The organism is Mycolicibacterium stellerae, assembly GCF_003719305.1.
In the GTDB taxonomy this organism is placed as follows: Bacteria; Actinomycetota; Actinomycetes; order Mycobacteriales; family Mycobacteriaceae; genus Mycobacterium; species Mycobacterium stellerae.
The window spans coordinates 131,783-147,666 of record NZ_RARC01000004.1 but is presented as its reverse complement, the minus strand read 5'-3'; the positions used below and the strand labels follow the sequence as shown (position 1 = coordinate 147,666).

Here is a 15,884-nt window from a genome sequence, read left to right as displayed (position 1 = left end):
CTGGTGTCCCCTATCCCGACAGGTTGAAGTTGCCGTTGGCGCCATAGATGGACAGCGAGACCAGCAGCGTCACCGACACCACCACGATCAGCGAGGTGCGCACCGCGTTGCCCACCGCCACCCCGACCCCCGAGGGCCCGCCGGTGGCGAAATAGCCGTAATAGGTGTGGATCAACAGGATCGTGATCGCCATCAACACCGCCTGCAAAAACGACCACAACAAGTCGATCGGGTTGAGGAACGTGTTGAAGTAATGGTCATAGAGCCCACCAGACTGACCAAACAACACCACCGTGGTGAACTGGCTGGCCACAAACGACAAGATCACCGCGATCGAATACAACGGAGTGATCGCGATCATCCCCGCGATGATGCGGGTGGACACCAAATACTCGATCGGACGGATCGCCATCGACTCCAACGCGTCGATCTCCTCGTTGATCCGCATCGCCCCCAACTGCGCAGTCACCCCCGCACCGAACGTGGCCGCCAATCCAATACCCGCCACCACCGGGGCGCTGATCCGCACATTGATAAACGCCGCCAAAAACCCCGTCAACGCCTCAATACCGATATTGCCCAGCGAGCTGTACCCCTGCACCGCCAACGTGCCGCCCGCCGCCAACGTCAAAAACCCGACGATCACCACGGTGCCGCCGATCATCGCCAACGTGCCCGCACCCATAGAAATTTCGGCGATCAGCCGCACGATCTCCTTACGGAAATGCACCCCCGCATGCGGGATACCGCCCAACGCCTTGCCGTAAAACAACACCTGATCGCCGATCCGGGAGAAAAAATCCACCGGCCGACGCGCCTCCCGGAACACCCGGGGATAGGTAGCCCGCAACGCCATCGCGTGATCCCCTGCCCTATCCCGTGGTCATCCGGATACCGATCGCGGTCACGATCACATTGATCACAAACAACGCCATAAACGCATACACCACCGTCTCGTTGACCGCGTTACCCACCGCCTTGGCGCCCCCACCACTGATCGTCAACCCCCGATAACACGCCACCAACCCCGCGATCAGACCAAACAACGCCGCCTTCACACACGAGATGATCACCTCAGGAACACCGGTCAACAACGTGATCCCCGCAGCGAACGCACCCGGATTCACATCCTGGATGAACACCGAAAACATGTAGCCACCCAAAATCCCGATGATCACCACCAGACTGTTGAGCAACAACGCCACCAAACCCGACGCCAAAAACCGTGGAGTCACCAACCGCTGCACCGGATTAATGCCCAACACTTCCATCGCATCAATCTCTTCACGGATCGTGCGCGACCCCAAATCCGCACACATCGCCGTCGACCCCGCACCCGCCACGATCAACACCGTCACCAACGGCCCGATCTGGGTCACCGCACCAAACGCCGCACCCGCACCACTGAGATCGGCAGCACCCAACTCACGCAACAAAATATTGAGCGTAAAACTCACCAACACCGTAAACGGAATCGCCACCAACAACGTCGGCGCCAACGACACCCGCGAAATAAACCAACACTGCTCCAAAAACTCCCGCCACTGAAACGGCCGCTTAAAAACAAACCGAACCGCATCAGCCGACATCGCAAACAACCCACCAATAGCCTGCATCGGGCCCGACAGGTTCTTGCCGATCGTGATGCCTGGAGACCACCTATCTGCCACGGGCAACCGGTCCTTCCAGAATCGTGACCGCAGACACCGCAGTCGGACCGCCAAGATTGTGCGCCAGGCCGATTCGCGCGCCGTCGACCTGGTTGACGGCCTCGCCCCGAAGCTGCGCGAAGAGCTCGACGCACTGGGCCACACCGGTGGCGCCCGGCGGGTGGCCCTTGGCCTTCAATCCGCCGCTGGTGTTCACGGGCAATGCGCCGCCGATGGTCGTTTCCTCCGCCTCGAGAAGCTTGTAGGCCCCGAAACGCTCGGCGAAGCCCAGATCTTCATAGCTGATCAACTCGATGCCGGTGAAAAAATCGTGAACTTCCGCGACGTCGACATCGGATGGTGTCATACCCGCCATCGAAAATGCCTGTTTGGCGGCGCGCACCGAAGCGGTGAATGTCGTCAAGTCCGGTTTGTGCTGATGCATGACGGAGTCCAACCCGATGCCGACACCACGGATCCACACCGGCCGGTCGGTGAATCGGTCGACAACGTCCTCGGCGGCGATCACCAGCGCGGCGGCGCCGTCGCTCGGCGGTGCACAGTCATAACGCCGGAATGGCGTGACGACCGTCGGCGCCGACATGGCCTGCTCGATGGTGATCTCGAAGCGCAGTCGGGCCTTCGGGTTGTTCACTCCGTGCCGGTGGTTCTTCACCGCCACCATCGCCAGGTGTTCCTCGGTGGCTGGAGACTCGTGCAGGTATCGCGCAACGTGCAGTGCGAAGCCGGCGGGAGACACCAGACCGAGCGGGTAGTCCCACGCCATGTCGCGGGCCATCGCCTCCCACTCCCAGAGCATGTCCGCCGACGTCGTGTCGCGCAGCTTGTCGGCGCCCATCACGAGGGCGACGTCGAACGCGCCCGAGGCAACCCCGAACAACGCGTTGCGGACGGCGTCGTTGCCGGTCGCGCACGAGTTCTCCACTCGGGTCACGAGCAGGTCGGGCAACCCGAGCGAGTCGGCAAGGATGCCCGACGGGAAACCGTCGGCGGTGCCCATCGCCCCGAACCAGGCAGCCTGCAGGTCCGACTTCTGCAGACCCTTGTCGACGCTGGCGGCGCAGTCGGCGAACGCCATCGGCAACAGGTCTTTGATGCCGAGCGCGAAGTGCTCGCCGAACGCCGTCATACCGGCGCCAACGATCGCGACGTTCCTCATGCCTCGGCTCCCGCTCGTCCCCTGCCCTGCGGGCGTGGGCCCACCGGGCCTCGCTGCGCTGCGATCCTCACTCGCGCTCGCCTTCGGGTCCTCATGCCGCCGCAGCTTCCGGCTCAAACGCATAGCCGTAGTCCGGCACTCCGGACCGCACCGCGACGCGGCGCAGCGCCATTCGACCACGGTCGCCGATGCCGACCGTGCCCGGCCGCGCCCCTGTCACCTTCACGAGTGCGCGAACCGCCACACCGTCCAGTTCGACGATCACCAGGGAGTACGGCGTGCGCAGCCCGGGAACCGGAATGTGCACCGTCGTCTCGGTGTAGACGGTTCCGGTTCGGGGCAGCGGCACCAATTCGTACCGGGTGGCAAGGCTGCCGTCGTCGGAGACGCGGTACCTCGGCGGGAAGTCCAACTGCTCGGAGTCCGCGAAATATCCTGCCTCCCAACGAACTTTGGCCTCGAAGGCTCGTTCGTAGGCGGCCAGCGAGATTGGGATCTCGACGTCGGCGATGAAGCGGCCGTCGGGCAGAGGGCGCGCGGCGGGCTCGCGGCGATGGATCGGCGCCTTGCCGCCCGCAACCGTGATACCCGACAGGATGGCCTGCTCGACCGCGACCAACGGCCCGGTTGCCCCCCGCTCACTCATACCCGCAAGAGCGAACAGGCTCGAGCTCGCGCCGGTCGTCGGCAGCACCGGTGGATTCTCCCTGCACAGGTCGCTGGCGCGCTGATGATCGATACCCGCCACCGCCGCCGGGGTGTCCAGCCATGCGGCCTCCAGCGAGGCGATCAATCCCCGCTCGTGCAACAGGCGCGGGTCGCCGTAGTCGTGCACGGCGCCGGTGGTGTTGCGGGTCCGCACCGGCAGGCTTCGCGATACCCGCGCCGCGGTCCGGATCTGCAGCCCGTGGTCGGCGGTGATAATGGCTGCGGCGCCTGCGGGATCCAGGTCCGCGCCGATGATCATCGTCCTCGGCCGTGCCGAGCTGACGGCGTCGACCGTGGCGGGCGCGCCGCCGAGCCGCTCGTCCACTTCGAGCTCGGGGTCGAGCCCGAGCCCGGCCAACAACACCGCGGCGTTACTGCTCTCCAGCAGCGGCATGTCACGGCTGACCAGGACGACGCGCTCGACGGCGTCACCTGAACTCAGGGCGGCGCGGCCCGCCTCCACCGCAAGGGTGATGGCGTCCTCGTCGTCGCCGACCACCCGGTGCCGGGGACCTCCCCAGCACGGCAGGTAGGTGCCGATCGAAGCGACGTAGGGCATGTTGTCCTTCGCAATCTAGGTGACGGCGCCGGCCGTTTTGAGCTCGATGATGCGGTCCCAATCCAAACCGAGTTCCAGCAAGATTTCGTCAGTTTGCTCTGCAAACGCCGGCGCGGGACCGGAATGGGGTGCGGTGACATCAAACTGCACCGGATTCGCCACCAATTCGAGCTCACCGGCCTGCACGAGATACTCGTTGGCCCGGATCTGTGCGTCCTCGACGGCCTGCAGGGTGTCTTGCACCGGCGCCCACGGCCCTAGCAGTGTCGCGAACCGCTCGCTCCACTCCGCCAGCGGCCGTTTGGACATCGCCGCGGTGAGAATCTCCGCCGCCGCCGCGGTGTTCTCGGCGATCGACTCAACGGTGGCGAACCGTGGATCGTCGGCCAGGTCGTCGAGGTCCATGTGGTTGCAGACATCGGCCCAGAACTTTGTCGGCTGCATCATGACGAACGAGATGTAACGCTCATCGGCGGTCGCATACAGACCCACAAGCGGGTTGATCGGCGAACCGTGCACCCCCGGCGGGAACGCCTCCATCCGCTGGCCGAGGTGCTTGGTCAGCGCCACGGTGTGGCCCAATGACCAGAACCCGCTGCCCAGCAGCGAGACGTCGACGATGGACGGCTCACCGGTGCGCTCTCTCTTGAGAAGCGCGGCCGCGATACCGCCGGCGAGGTTGGTGCCGCTGATGGTGTCGCCGTACGCCGGACCGGGCGGCCCGATCATCCCGGGCATGCCCGGCGGGGTGATGGTGGCCGCGGTTCCTGCACGGCACCAGAAGGCGGTCATGTCATAGCCGCCCTTCACCGATTCCTCACCGCGCGGGCCCAGTGCACTGCCCCTGGCGTAGATGATCTTGGGGTTCACAGCGCGGATGTCGTCGACGTCGATGCCGAACTTCGTCCGGTGCGCAGGCAGAAAGCTGGTCAGGAAGACATCGCTGCGCCGGGCGAGTTCGTAGAGCACTTCCTTGCCCTCGGGCACCGACATGTCCAGGCCGATGCTGCGCTTGTTGCGATTGGCGTGCTCGATGTTGGGGTTGGGGTCACCCTCGACCCGCAACAAACCGGTCTGGCGCAGACCGCGCTGCGGGTCGCCGGTGATCGCGTGCTCGACCTTGATGACGTCGGCACCCCATTCGGTCAGCACGGCGCCCGCCGACGGGACGAAGCCGTACATGGCGACCTCGAGAACGCGGATTCCGTCCAGAGGAGCGCTCATCAGTACTGTCTCCTCTTCGCGCAAGCGTCCCCCGCAAGCGGGCGGTGCCCCCACATCAGCCGACCACCGTCGCGATCGTCTTGCGCTCGAAGAACTCCTCGAGCCCTGCGGCGCCCATCTCCCTGCCGATACCCGACTGCTTGTAGCCACCGAACGGGCTGTCGGGCGCGAAGAACATGCCGCCGTTGATCGAGAGGCTGCCGGTACGGATGCGGCGCGCCACCGCGATGGCGCGGTCCTCGCTGCCGAACACGGCACCGGACAGACCGTAGATGGAGTTGTTGGCGATGCGCACGGCGTCGTCGTCGTCCTCGTAGCGGATCACGACGAGCACCGGCCCGAACACCTCATGCTGGGCGATCTCGCTGTCCGGGTCGACGTCGGTGAGAAGCGTTGGCTTGTAGAAGAATCCAGGGCTCACCTTCTCGCCACCGGTGACCAGCGTCGCGCCCGCCTCGACGGCGCGTTTGACCATGCCGTCGACCTTGTCGCGCTGCTTCTCGCTGATCAACGGGCCCGTGTAGGTGCCCTCTTCGGTGGGGTTGCCGTAGTTCACCACCCCGAAGTTGTTCCTCAACTTCTCGACGATCTCGTCGTGGTGTGCGCTCGGCACCAGAATCCGTGTGGTGATCGCACAACCCTGGCCGGAGTGGCTTGCTGTGGCGAACGCGGTGAACAGCGCTGCCATGTCGAAGTCGCCGTCGTCGAGCACGATCGCCGCCGACTTCCCACCGAGTTCGAGAAAGACACGTTTGCACGTCTCGCTGGCCGCGGCCATGATCGCCCGGCCGGTCGGGGTCGAGCCGGTGAAGGTGATCATGTCGACGTCGGGGCTCGTCGTCAGGGCGACACCGACCTGAGGGTCGGTACCGGAAAGCACGTTGACGACTCCGGCCGGGATGTCAGTGTGTTCGGCGATGAGTTCGCCCAGCGCGAGCGTGATCAACGGGGTGTCCGGTGCGCCCTTCAGCACGACGGTGCAGCCTGCGGCGAGCGCAGGTGCGAGCTTGGCCAACGCCAGTTGGGTCGGGTAGTTGTAGGCGATGATCGCCGCCACCACGCCGGCGGCCTCTTTCTCCACCCAGCGGTGGTGCTGCATGCCGTGGCTCTCGCTGTTGCCGAGATCCTCGGTCAGCGGGTACGTCTTCAGCAGGTCGGCGTAGTAAGCCACGATCGCGATCGGCGCGTCGAGTTGGGCGCCTGCGCACATCGCAGGCGTCGCACCGACCTCGGCGACGGTCAGCTCGGCGAGCTCGTCACGGTGGTCGGCAAGGGTCCGGTGCAATTGGTCGAGACAGCGGATCCGAAACTCGGTGTTGGTGGACCAGTCGGTGGTGTCGAACGCCTTCCGCGCCGCGGCGACCGCGGCCTCCGCATCGGCGACCGTCGCATCCGGCGCGTGGCCCACCACCTCTTCGGTGGCGGGATTGATGGACGGAAAGGTATGCGCCGTCTCGACCAAGGCGCCGTCGATAAGCATCCGCCGATCAGCGTTTTCTGCAGGTGTGCCCCGCGAGATCGTCGCCGCTTCTGTCATCCATACTCCCTATGTGATGGAAACTTCATTCTCATCCTCGGCGAATCATACATTCGCAGCATGAGAACTCAAGGAAATGAAGATGGCCTAGTCATGTGCCCTGATTGAGGCGTTGGGCCGGGAACGCATGCGACAAATTGGAAGGTTTTGTCTTGCGATACCGCACCTGCCGAGAGTACCGTTCTCCTATTCGGAAAGGTTGATTCTTGATGATTGAGATGGGCGCCGCCGCGTGAAGACCGCCGTCGTCACCGGCGGCGGTTCGGGCATCGGCCAGGCCGTCGCGAACCGGCTGCGGTCAGATGGCTACCACGTCGCCACCCTCGACCTCGCCGAGTCCGACGAGACGTTCGCGCACACCGCCGACGTGACGGACCGGGCCGCGGTCGACACCGCGCTGAACGCCGTCCGAGATCAGCTCGGCCCGGTTTCCATCCTCGTCAATGCGGCGGGCATCGAGCGCTTCAAACGCTTCACCGACCTCACGTTCGAGGACTTCCAACACGTTGTCGACGTCAACCTGAACGGCGTCTTCCACTGCGTGCAGGCGGTGTTGCCGGACATGATCGACGCCGGCTGGGGCCGGATCGTCAACATCTCTTCGTCCAGCGCGCAGTCGGGGCAGCCCTACATGTCGGCATACGTGGCGGCGAAATCCGCGGTGAACGGTCTCACCAAGTCGCTGGCTCTCGAGTACGGGCCGATGGGAATCACGGTCAACGCGGTGCCACCCGGCTTCATCGACACCCCGATGTTGCGCAAGTCGGAGGAGCGTGGGCGGCTCGGGGGAACCGTCGAGGAGCACATCGCCCGGACCCCAGTGCGCAGGGTCGGCAGGCCGGAAGACATCGCCGCCGCTTGCGCCTTTCTGATCTCCGAGGACGCCGGCTACATCACCGGCCAGATCCTCGGCGTCAACGGTGGCAGAAACACCTGAGATAACACCTGAAATTTTCGACGGAAACGAAAGGACAACGTTCACGTGGGTCGCGTTCAAGGAAAAGTCGCCTTCGTCACCGGGGCCGGGCGGGGGCAGGGCCGCAGCCACGCGGTCCGGCTCGCCGAGGAGGGCGCCGACATCATCGCCGTGGACCGGTGCGCGGACTTCGCGACGGTCGGCTACCCGATGGCGACTCCGGAGGACCTCGAAGAAACGGCGCAGTTCGTCGAGAAGACGGGACAGCGCGTCATCACCGCGAAGGTGGATGTCGCCGACGCAGGCGGCCTGAAGTCGGTCCTCGACGACGGCGTCGCCGAGCTTGGCAAGCTCGACATCGTGGTCACGGCCGCGGGGATCGCGGGCATGAAGGGGTCAGCGGATCTCGCGGCCTGGATCGACGTGATGAACACCAACCTGATCGGCACCCTCAACGCGATCCACGCCGCGCTGCCGCATCTCGGCGAAGGCGCCTCGATCGTCGCCACCGGCTCGACGGCTGCGCTGATGGACGTCGCCAAGAACGACAACCCCGGCACCGACCCCGGCGGCGCCGCATACCTGCACTCGAAGAGGTTGCTGTCGCAATACGTGCACAACCTCGCGGCTGAGCTGGCGCCCAGGGGAATCCGCGCCAACGTGGTGCATCCGACGAACACCAACACGCCGATGCTGCAGAGCGCACCGATGTACAAGTCCTTCCGGCCGGACCTGGAGGAACCGACGCGGGCCGACGCCGAACCGGTGTTCTACGTGCAGCAGGCGATGAAGGTCCCGTGGGTCGAGCCCGAGGACATCAGCAACATGGTGCTGTTCTTGGCATCGGACGAGGCCCGCTACGTCACCGGCACGCAGCAGCGCGTCGACGCAGGCGGCTATCTGAAGTGGTACGACTACCACGTCTAACGGAGGTCTGGAAGTGAAGGTTTTCGTCGACTCGCAGCGCTGCCAGGGGCACACCCTGTGCGCGATGATCGCTCCGGATTCGTTTCAGCTCAGCGATATTGACGGCACCTCGTCGCCGGTGAACGAAGTGGTACCGCCCGACCAGGACGACGCGGTGCGCGAAGCCGTGCACTCGTGCCCCGAGCAGGCCATCTCGATCGAGGAATGAGAAGACAGATGAGCACCGTCGACGACTTCGCCGGAAAATCAGCCGCCGACCGCAACCGCAAGAAGAATCAGTACCACTTCGACCGGCACACGCCCGAGTACCGGATGCAGTTCGACCAGATCACCGAGGAGATGCAGGCCAAGTGCCCGATGGCCTGGACCGACACCTACAACGGACACTGGGTCGCCGCTGACAGCAAGCATGTCTTCGAGCTCGCGCGCTGTCCGGTGGTGTCCAACGACCACGACATCAACGGTGAGCGCAAGGGGTATCAGGGCATCACGATTCCGAAGGCACAGCGAGCCACCGTGGTGCGCGGAGGAATCCTGGAAATGGACGAGCCCGAGCACAGCCTCTACCGCGGCGCGCTGAACCCGTACCTATCCCCCGCCGCCATCAAACGGTGGGAGCCGTTCGTCGACGAGATCGTGCGCGCCGCCATCGACGAGAAGATCGAGTCCGGCCGGATCGACTTCGTCGACGACCTCGCCAACATCGTGCCTGCGGTGCTGACGCTCGCGATGATGGGCATCGAGCTGAAGAAGTGGCCGGTCTACAGCGAGCCAGCGCACCTCTCGGTATCCACCCCGGAGCACTCGCCCGACGCCGCGCGCGTCGCCGAGATGAACCGGCAGATGGGCATCGACATGATCAACACCATGATGGAGATCCGCGATAATCCGCGACCCGGCCTGGTGAACGCGCTGCTGCAATTGCGCATCGACGGCCAGCCGGCTCCCGATCTGGAGATCCTTGGCAACCTGGGGCTGATCATCGGTGGCGGGTTCGACACCACCACCGCGCTGACCGCGCACTCGCTGGAGTGGCTCTCGGAACATCCGGATCAGCGCGAGCTGCTCAGCCGCGAACGTGACACCCTGCTGAACCCGGCGACAGAGGAATTCCTGCGCTTCTACACTCCCGCGCCGGGCGACGGTCGCACCTTCTCCGACGACGTCGAGGTCGAGGGCACCAAGTTCAAGGAAGGCGAGCGGCTCTGGATCTCGTGGGCGATGGCCAATCGTGACCCCGCGGTGTTCGAGAAGCCCAACGAGCTGATCATGGACCGAAAGGGCAACCGGCACTTCAGCTTCGGCATCGGCGTGCATCGCTGTGTCGGGTCCAACGTCGCCAGGACGGTGTTCAAGTCGATGTTGACCGCCGTGCTCGACCGGATGCCCGACTACGTGTGCGATCCCGAGGGCACCGAACACTACGAGACCATCGGCGTCATTCAGGGCATGAAGCATCTACCCGCCACCTTCACACCCGGCAAGCGACTGGGTCCCGGACTGGACGAGACGCTCGAGAAACTCCAGCGCATCTGCATCGAGCAGGAACTCGCCCGGCCGATCACCGAGCGCAAGGAAGCAGCCGTCATCGACTGAAACGCCAACCCGGCCTTCAGGCCGGATGGTTTGATAAGCAGCCAGCACGCGACCGGGAACGGAGAGACGCTCATGAAGCCTTTGAAGGCTGCGATTGCGGCGGCCCTGCTCACCGCGGCGGGGACGGTCGTCGCCCCGCCCGCGGGCGCCATGATGCTGCTTGGCAATTACGACGTGCTCACCAACAGGTACAACATGGCGTCGTGGGCCTGGTACGTCTCGGCGTGCATCCCGGAGAAATCGGTGGATTGCATCGACGTCAGCGGGATTTCGCGGTTGAAGTACTACTACGAGTACAGCGGCAAGGCGCACCTTTCCGGCGACACCTATACGTTGGTGGTCGACGTGCCCGACGGGCTGCGCTGCCCCTTGGGCGAGATCCTGCCCTCCCGCGACACCTACACGTGGAACCAGGTCACGCTGGCCGGCGAGATCAACTCGAGCTACGACGTCGGCTGCTTCGGAGGTCCGCCGGGAACACAGTTCTGGACCTTCGCCCTACAGAGACTCTGACGGCGGCTCACACCCCCGGCGGTGCGACGAACCCGCCGAGCAGCCCCTCGACCAGACGTCCGACGGCGAGGGTGGTGCGGTCCTCGAGATAGGGACCCACGATCTGGATGCCGACCGGCAGGCCCGAAGCCGTGCGACCGATCGGGACGACGGTGGCAGGCAGGTGAGTCAATGTCGCCAACGCGATCCAGGCCATCAGATCGGTGTAGGGCCGCATTTCGCCGTCGACGCCGATCACCCGTTCGGGGAACGGTTCGCTGTGGTCATGCGGAATGGCGGGCACCATCGCCACCGGCATCAGCAGTGCGTCCACCCCGACGAAGAACTCCGCCATCAGCGCCCTCAACTGCTCTCGCTTCTCGTTGGCGAACGCCCAGTCCCGGTAGCGCTGGGTGGCGAACCGCGCCGTGCGCGCCAACGGACGGTCGTCGTCCTGCGGCAACGACTCCGCCGTTACGACCATTTTGTCGAATGCACGTTTCGCCATGGTGGACAACAGGATCGGATATAGGAACTGCTGATACAGCCGGACCACGTCCGGCATCACGACCGCGGGCCGAGCGTCGATCACCCGCGCGCCGCCCGCGCGAAGCGCGTCTGCCGCCGACTCGAGCACCGCCGAAACCTCGGCGCCGACCGGATAGGAAGGATCGTCGAGCCAGAACGCCAGTCGCAGATCGCCCAATGTCGTGGCGCGCGGCGCCGGCAGCTCCAGACGCCACCCGACGGCCGCATGGCCCGCCGCGCCCGCGAGCACTCCGAGCGCGATCTCGAGGTCGGTGACGTCGCGCGCCAACGGGCCGACGACGGACAGATCGGTGGCGGCGAGCGTGCCAGGCGCAGGCGGCAGGTGGCCCGCCTGCGACGCGATGCCCCATGTCGTCTTGTGTCCGCACACGCCGCACCAGTTCGCCGGGAAGCGGATCGAGCCGCCGATGTCGCTGCCCAGCTCGAGCGCCGTCATGCCGGTGGCCACGGCGGCCGCAGCGCCACCCGACGAGCCGCCGGTGGTGAGCGTGGTGTCCCACGGGTTGTTGCTCGTGCCGAAGATCGCGTTGTAGGTCTGCCAGTCCCCGGCCAGGGTCGGGGTGTTGGTCTTGCCGAAGATCACCGCACCCGCCCCGCGCAGCCGCCGGACCGCCTCCGCGTCGTGCTCGGGCACGTGGTCCCATGCGGGCAGCCCGCACGTGGTTCGCATGCCTGCGGTCTGGTAGGTGTCCTTGACGGTCATCGGCACGCCGTGCAGCGGGCCGACGTCGTCGCCGCGGGCCAGCGCCGCGTCGGCGGCGTCGGCGGCAACGCGCGCCCCGCCGGGTTCGAGCGTGACGACGGCATTCAGTGGGCCATTGAGCGCTTCGACGCGGGCCAGGTAGTGCTCCAGCAGTTCGCGGCTCGACACGTCACGACGACGAATAGCCTCGGCCAGCACATGTGCGGGCTGCAATGCGATGTCAGACATGCGAAATGCCACGGTGCTGGCAGAGATCAACCAACGTGTCGGTCACCCGCCTCACGGTATGCCGTTGCAGAGGGTTCGGCTATGTACCGCTTTCACGCGAATCACACCGATCGACGTTGTGCAGCGATCCTCTCGCACGTTTCCTGCAAAACGTGGGTCGACGTGACAGGTGTTGCAGAGCCGGAATGCGCTGACGCCCTTCTTTTAAGCAAACAGTACAAACACCCCCAACGCGTTCCGGCGCTGAAAGACTGGCTGCGTGTCATCGAGCACCGAAACAACGTCCACCACAGGGTCGATCTGACCGATGCCGAACCCACCCCGACGTGGACCGTGCGGGGCTGGAAGTCGATGCCTGCCGTGCAGGACGAAACAGACGAGACCGAGGGAGAAGTGCATGCCTGATTACGACTTCGAAGAGATGAAGAAGGAAGCCGAGCAGTACATCAAGTTCGAGAAGGACAAGAAGAACCGCATCGCCTACATCACGTTCGACCGGCCGGATGCGCAGAACTCGACCACGCTCGGCATGCGGCAGAACTACGCCGACCTGATCCACAAGTGCAACGTCGACGATGACGTCAAGGTGGTCGTGATCCGAGGTGAGGGCGAGGATTTCGGCAGCGGCGGAGACCTTCCCGAGCAGCGCGGCATGCTGGAGAACCCCGGCATGCCGCTGCTGCACGAGCTGGCGATCAACGACGACGAGGTGACCTACCCGCCGGGCGGCTCGTATCGCTACCTGTCGACCGTGACCGACTTCTACGCCAAGGCCCGTGCGGGCAACCGGCCGCTGCAGGAGCTGCGCAAGATCAGCATCATCGAGGCGAAGGGCTATTGCTACGGCTGGCACTTCTATCAGGCGGGCGACGCCGACCTTGTCGTCTCCTCCGACGACGCGCTGTTCGGCCATCCGGCGTTCCGCTACGTCGGGTGGGGGCCGCGGCTGTGGTGGTGGGCCGAGACGATGGGGCTGCGCAAGTTCTCCGAAATGCTGTTCACCGGACGGCCGTTCAGCGCCAAGGAGATGTACGAATGCGGTTTCATCAACAGCGTCGTACCGCGCGATCAACTCGAGAAGGAAACCGAGAAGTACGCGCTCGCGTGTTCGAGGTCGCGTCCCACCGACACGGTCGCGGTGCAGAAGACCTTCCTGGAGCTCTACAAGCAGCACAAGGGTGAGTACTTCGGCAGCCTGCTCACCGGCATGGTCGAGGGCATGCTGCCGCTGATTCAGAACGACCAGCGCAGCGACGTCGACCTCACCGACGGGACGTTCGAGAAGGGCCTCAACAACGTCGTGAAGGACAACGACATGAACTTCCCGCCCGAATGGCGACTGAGCCGCTCGGGTCGCGCGAAGCCCTGAGCCGAACAAGAGCCATGTCGGCACGCAGCGGCGTCCGGATCGTCGAAATGGCCGAGTCGGTGCCAGCCGGTTCCGGTGAACCCCATCGAAAATCGGCCCTCACTGCGGGGGCGGTGCTCCGTCGGCCGGTGCGCCGTCGGGCCCAGGCAGGTATTGACCGAGGCCGGACGGAATGTTGGTGCCGGGCGGCGGTGCCGTCCCCGGCAGCGGCTCACCGAGTTGCTCCTGCGGCACCTGTCCCAGCAACCCGCCCTTCAACATTCCGGCGCGGTACATGTCGATGTAGCGCCCCATCCATGTTCTGGCGTTGACGTCCGCGTTCTCCTCCCCCGGCGCCACGTCGAACTGCTCGCCCTCACCCGGCGCCGACGGAACCAGGTTCTGCTGCGGGCCGTAGGCGTTGTTGAAGGCGTGCAGGTTCGGGGTGACTCCCGGATCGGCGCCCGGCGCCGACGGCGCCGCGTTCTGACCCAGCACGGTGGTGCCATCCAGCCCGGGGACGTTCGGTGCGCCAAGGGGACCGGGGGCCGGATCACCCGCCTGTCCCAGCACCGCCAGCCCGTTGGGCCCTAGGTCGGAGCCGAGCACCGGCACCGGCACCGGCGGTGCAGGCTCCACGGGCGGGGGTGGTGGCGGGGCCGGGTCCGCGGCCGCCACCGCCGGCCCGAGAACCGCCGCCCCCACCATGAAACCGCCGATCGCCACGACCGAAGAAATGTTCGGCGCCTTCAGGTTTCGACCACCCACCGGTGTCACACAGCCTTGGTGACGCCGTAGTAGGCGACCACGTCGTCGGTGTCCGTGGTCGAGCTCGTCATCGTCGCGTACGACCGCAGGAACGACTGACCGACACAGCCGTCGACCTTGATGTGCGTGTCCTTGAGCGTGACACGTACCGGCGCCGCCTTGAACGACTTCTTGTCGACGGTGACGTTGCTGACCGTGCCCGGTTTGGCGTGGATCTCGATGGTGCCGGAGATCGGGAAGCTGACGCCCGTCGGCACGATGCCGCCGGTGAGGGAGGAACCCGACGTGCTGACGCCGACGGAGCCGATCAGCCGAACCTGTCCGAGCTCGATGCCGCAACCGATCTGGTAGCCGGCTTCCAGCGTCCCGCCGCTGAGAGTGGTGCTGCCGTGGCCCGAGACCACTCCGGTGAAGGTGCCGCCGACCAGGTACTCGCGCGACGAGACCGCGGTCGTCAGTGGCGCGACCGGCAGCTGCGTCTCATTGCTGGCCGCGACGGTCAGCACCCACCCGTCCGGCGTCGTCACCACACCCGGGTCAGCCGATGCCACCACCCCGGTGTCCGGTGGCGGCGCGGGATCCTCCACCGGCGGATCGGCCGATGCGAGCGGTGCGGTGCCGACCGCGATCAGCAGGCAGGAGGTAAGCAGGACAAAGCGATTCAGCATGAGTTTCTTCCGGTCGAGTTTCACTGTGGTCAGACGGCCTTGGTGACGCCGAGATAGGTGATGACGTCGTCGGTGTTGTCGGTCGAACTGGTCAGGGTCGCGTACGAGCGGATGAAGGACTGGCCGGCACACTGGTCGGTCTTGATCCGGACCCCGGTGATCGTGATGCGGGTTTCGTCGCCCTTGAACGACTTCTTGTCGATCGCGACGGACGTCACCGTGCCCGGCTTGAGGTAGACCTTGCCCTGCAGGCTGGCACCGAAACCGCCGGTGACATTTCCGGTGAACGGAATCGCGATTCCCGGGGTGAAGCTGGCGCCGGGGTTGATCTCGGTCTCGTCGGAGATGATGCCGCAGCCGATCTGCTCGCCCGCCTCCATCGTGCCGCCGGTGAGCTTGGTCTTTCCGCTTCCGGTGATCTTGCCGGTGAAGGTGCCTGCCACCAGATACTCACGGGACGAGATCGCGGTCGTCAGCGGGGCGACCGGCAACTGCGTCTCGTTGCTGCCGACCACCTCGAGATGCCAGCCGTCGGGAGTGTCCAGAATCCCGGGAGGCGCCGACGGCACGGCACCCTCCGGCGGCAGCGGGTTGGTGGCGTCGGCCACCGGCTGCACTGCCGGGTCGGGCGGTGGCGGATCGGCCGTTGCGATGGGCGCCGCCCCGACCGGGACTGCCATGCAGAGGACTGCCGCCAAGGCGGCATAACGTGTGGACATATTCGATTCGGCGCCTCTCGTGATGAATCCAACCGGATCCAAATGTTCTGTCGCCGGGAGCATCCAATGGCGGGATTTCCAGACGGTAAACAGACAGAGAACACTGCAGACTC

Annotated in this window: 17 protein-coding genes; 7 read left to right on the top strand and 10 right to left on the bottom strand. The window is 65.4% G+C overall.

The window, feature by feature from the left end; genetic code table 11:
- Window positions 1–10: 10 nt before the first annotated feature.
- From D6M19_RS07955 to D6M19_RS07930, 6 genes are all read right to left on the bottom strand, one after another.
- The gene (locus tag D6M19_RS07955) at window positions 11–856 is read right to left on the bottom strand and encodes an MlaE family ABC transporter permease (protein ID WP_123024649.1); all 846 of its coding nucleotides are present in this window, start codon (window positions 854–856) and stop codon (window positions 11–13) included.
- A 16-nt stretch (window positions 857–872) separates the two neighbouring features.
- Complete coding sequence (locus tag D6M19_RS07950; protein WP_234834773.1) at window positions 873–1,616, bottom strand: MlaE family ABC transporter permease; 744 nt, start codon at window positions 1,614–1,616, stop codon at window positions 873–875.
- Window positions 1,617–1,659: 43 nt separating this feature from the next.
- On the bottom strand, window positions 1,660–2,829 hold the full coding sequence (locus D6M19_RS07945; RefSeq protein ID WP_123024647.1) for a thiolase C-terminal domain-containing protein: 1,170 nt from the start codon (window positions 2,827–2,829) through the stop codon (window positions 1,660–1,662).
- Between the two features lie 91 nt (window positions 2,830–2,920).
- The gene (locus tag D6M19_RS07940; protein ID WP_123024646.1) at window positions 2,921–4,096 is read right to left on the bottom strand and encodes a Zn-ribbon domain-containing OB-fold protein; all 1,176 of its coding nucleotides are present in this window, start codon (window positions 4,094–4,096) and stop codon (window positions 2,921–2,923) included.
- A gap of 15 nt (window positions 4,097–4,111) precedes the next feature.
- A complete protein-coding gene (locus D6M19_RS07935) occupies window positions 4,112–5,320 on the bottom strand; it encodes a CaiB/BaiF CoA transferase family protein (RefSeq protein ID WP_123024785.1) in 1,209 nt (402 codons plus the stop codon).
- Window positions 5,321–5,375: 55 nt separating this feature from the next.
- A complete protein-coding gene (locus D6M19_RS07930) occupies window positions 5,376–6,857 on the bottom strand; it encodes an aldehyde dehydrogenase family protein (RefSeq protein ID WP_123024645.1) in 1,482 nt (493 codons plus the stop codon).
- Between the two features lie 232 nt (window positions 6,858–7,089).
- Here D6M19_RS07930 and D6M19_RS07925 point away from each other — a divergent pair, with 232 nt between their 5' ends.
- The 5 genes from D6M19_RS07925 (at window position 7,090) to D6M19_RS07905 (ending at window position 10,809) form a co-directional block, all read left to right on the top strand.
- On the top strand, window positions 7,090–7,794 hold the full coding sequence (locus tag D6M19_RS07925; protein WP_123024644.1) for an SDR family NAD(P)-dependent oxidoreductase: 705 nt from the start codon (window positions 7,090–7,092) through the stop codon (window positions 7,792–7,794).
- 45 nt (window positions 7,795–7,839) lie between these two features.
- On the top strand, window positions 7,840–8,700 hold the full coding sequence (locus tag D6M19_RS07920) for a mycofactocin-coupled SDR family oxidoreductase (protein ID WP_123024643.1): 861 nt from the start codon (window positions 7,840–7,842) through the stop codon (window positions 8,698–8,700).
- Window positions 8,701–8,713: 13 nt separating this feature from the next.
- Window positions 8,714–8,908, top strand: a complete 195-nt coding sequence (locus D6M19_RS07915) for a ferredoxin (RefSeq protein WP_123024642.1) — start codon at window positions 8,714–8,716, stop codon at window positions 8,906–8,908.
- A gap of 8 nt (window positions 8,909–8,916) precedes the next feature.
- Window positions 8,917–10,296 (top strand): cytochrome P450, encoded by a 1,380-nt coding sequence (locus tag D6M19_RS07910; protein WP_123024641.1) that lies wholly within the window; start codon window positions 8,917–8,919, stop codon window positions 10,294–10,296.
- A gap of 72 nt (window positions 10,297–10,368) precedes the next feature.
- Window positions 10,369–10,809, top strand: coding sequence for a hypothetical protein (locus D6M19_RS07905; RefSeq protein ID WP_123024784.1), 441 nt, complete (start codon window positions 10,369–10,371; stop codon window positions 10,807–10,809).
- Between the two features lie 7 nt (window positions 10,810–10,816).
- Here D6M19_RS07905 and D6M19_RS07900 read toward each other — a convergent pair whose 3' ends face one another.
- Window positions 10,817–12,268 (bottom strand): amidase, encoded by a 1,452-nt coding sequence (locus D6M19_RS07900; protein ID WP_123024640.1) that lies wholly within the window; start codon window positions 12,266–12,268, stop codon window positions 10,817–10,819.
- An 81-nt stretch (window positions 12,269–12,349) separates the two neighbouring features.
- Between D6M19_RS07900 and D6M19_RS07895 the strand changes: the two genes are divergently transcribed.
- Window positions 12,350–12,673: a hypothetical protein gene (locus tag D6M19_RS07895; RefSeq protein ID WP_123024639.1), complete on the top strand. Its 324-nt coding sequence runs from the start codon at window positions 12,350–12,352 to the stop codon at window positions 12,671–12,673.
- Entirely contained in the window at window positions 12,666–13,637 is a 972-nt protein-coding gene (locus D6M19_RS07890) for an enoyl-CoA hydratase/isomerase family protein (protein ID WP_123024638.1), read from the top strand. The genes D6M19_RS07895 and D6M19_RS07890 overlap by 8 nt, the downstream gene beginning before the upstream one ends.
- 99 nt (window positions 13,638–13,736) lie before the next feature.
- On the opposite strand, the gene D6M19_RS07885 is transcribed toward D6M19_RS07890, so the two are convergent.
- The 3 genes from D6M19_RS07885 to D6M19_RS07875 are packed head-to-tail and all read right to left on the bottom strand — an operon-like array spanning window position 13,737 to window position 15,771.
- Window positions 13,737–14,393 (bottom strand): hypothetical protein, encoded by a 657-nt coding sequence (locus D6M19_RS07885; protein ID WP_206428483.1) that lies wholly within the window; start codon window positions 14,391–14,393, stop codon window positions 13,737–13,739.
- Window positions 14,390–15,052 carry an MspA family porin gene (locus D6M19_RS07880; protein ID WP_123024782.1) on the bottom strand — a complete coding sequence of 221 codons (663 nt, stop codon included), beginning with the start codon at window positions 15,050–15,052 and terminating at the stop codon, window positions 14,390–14,392. Before D6M19_RS07880 ends, D6M19_RS07885 begins: the two co-directional genes overlap by 4 nt.
- A 29-nt stretch (window positions 15,053–15,081) precedes the next feature.
- Window positions 15,082–15,771, bottom strand: coding sequence for an MspA family porin (locus D6M19_RS07875; RefSeq protein ID WP_407665313.1), 690 nt, complete (start codon window positions 15,769–15,771; stop codon window positions 15,082–15,084).
- Window positions 15,772–15,884 lie beyond the last annotated feature (113 nt).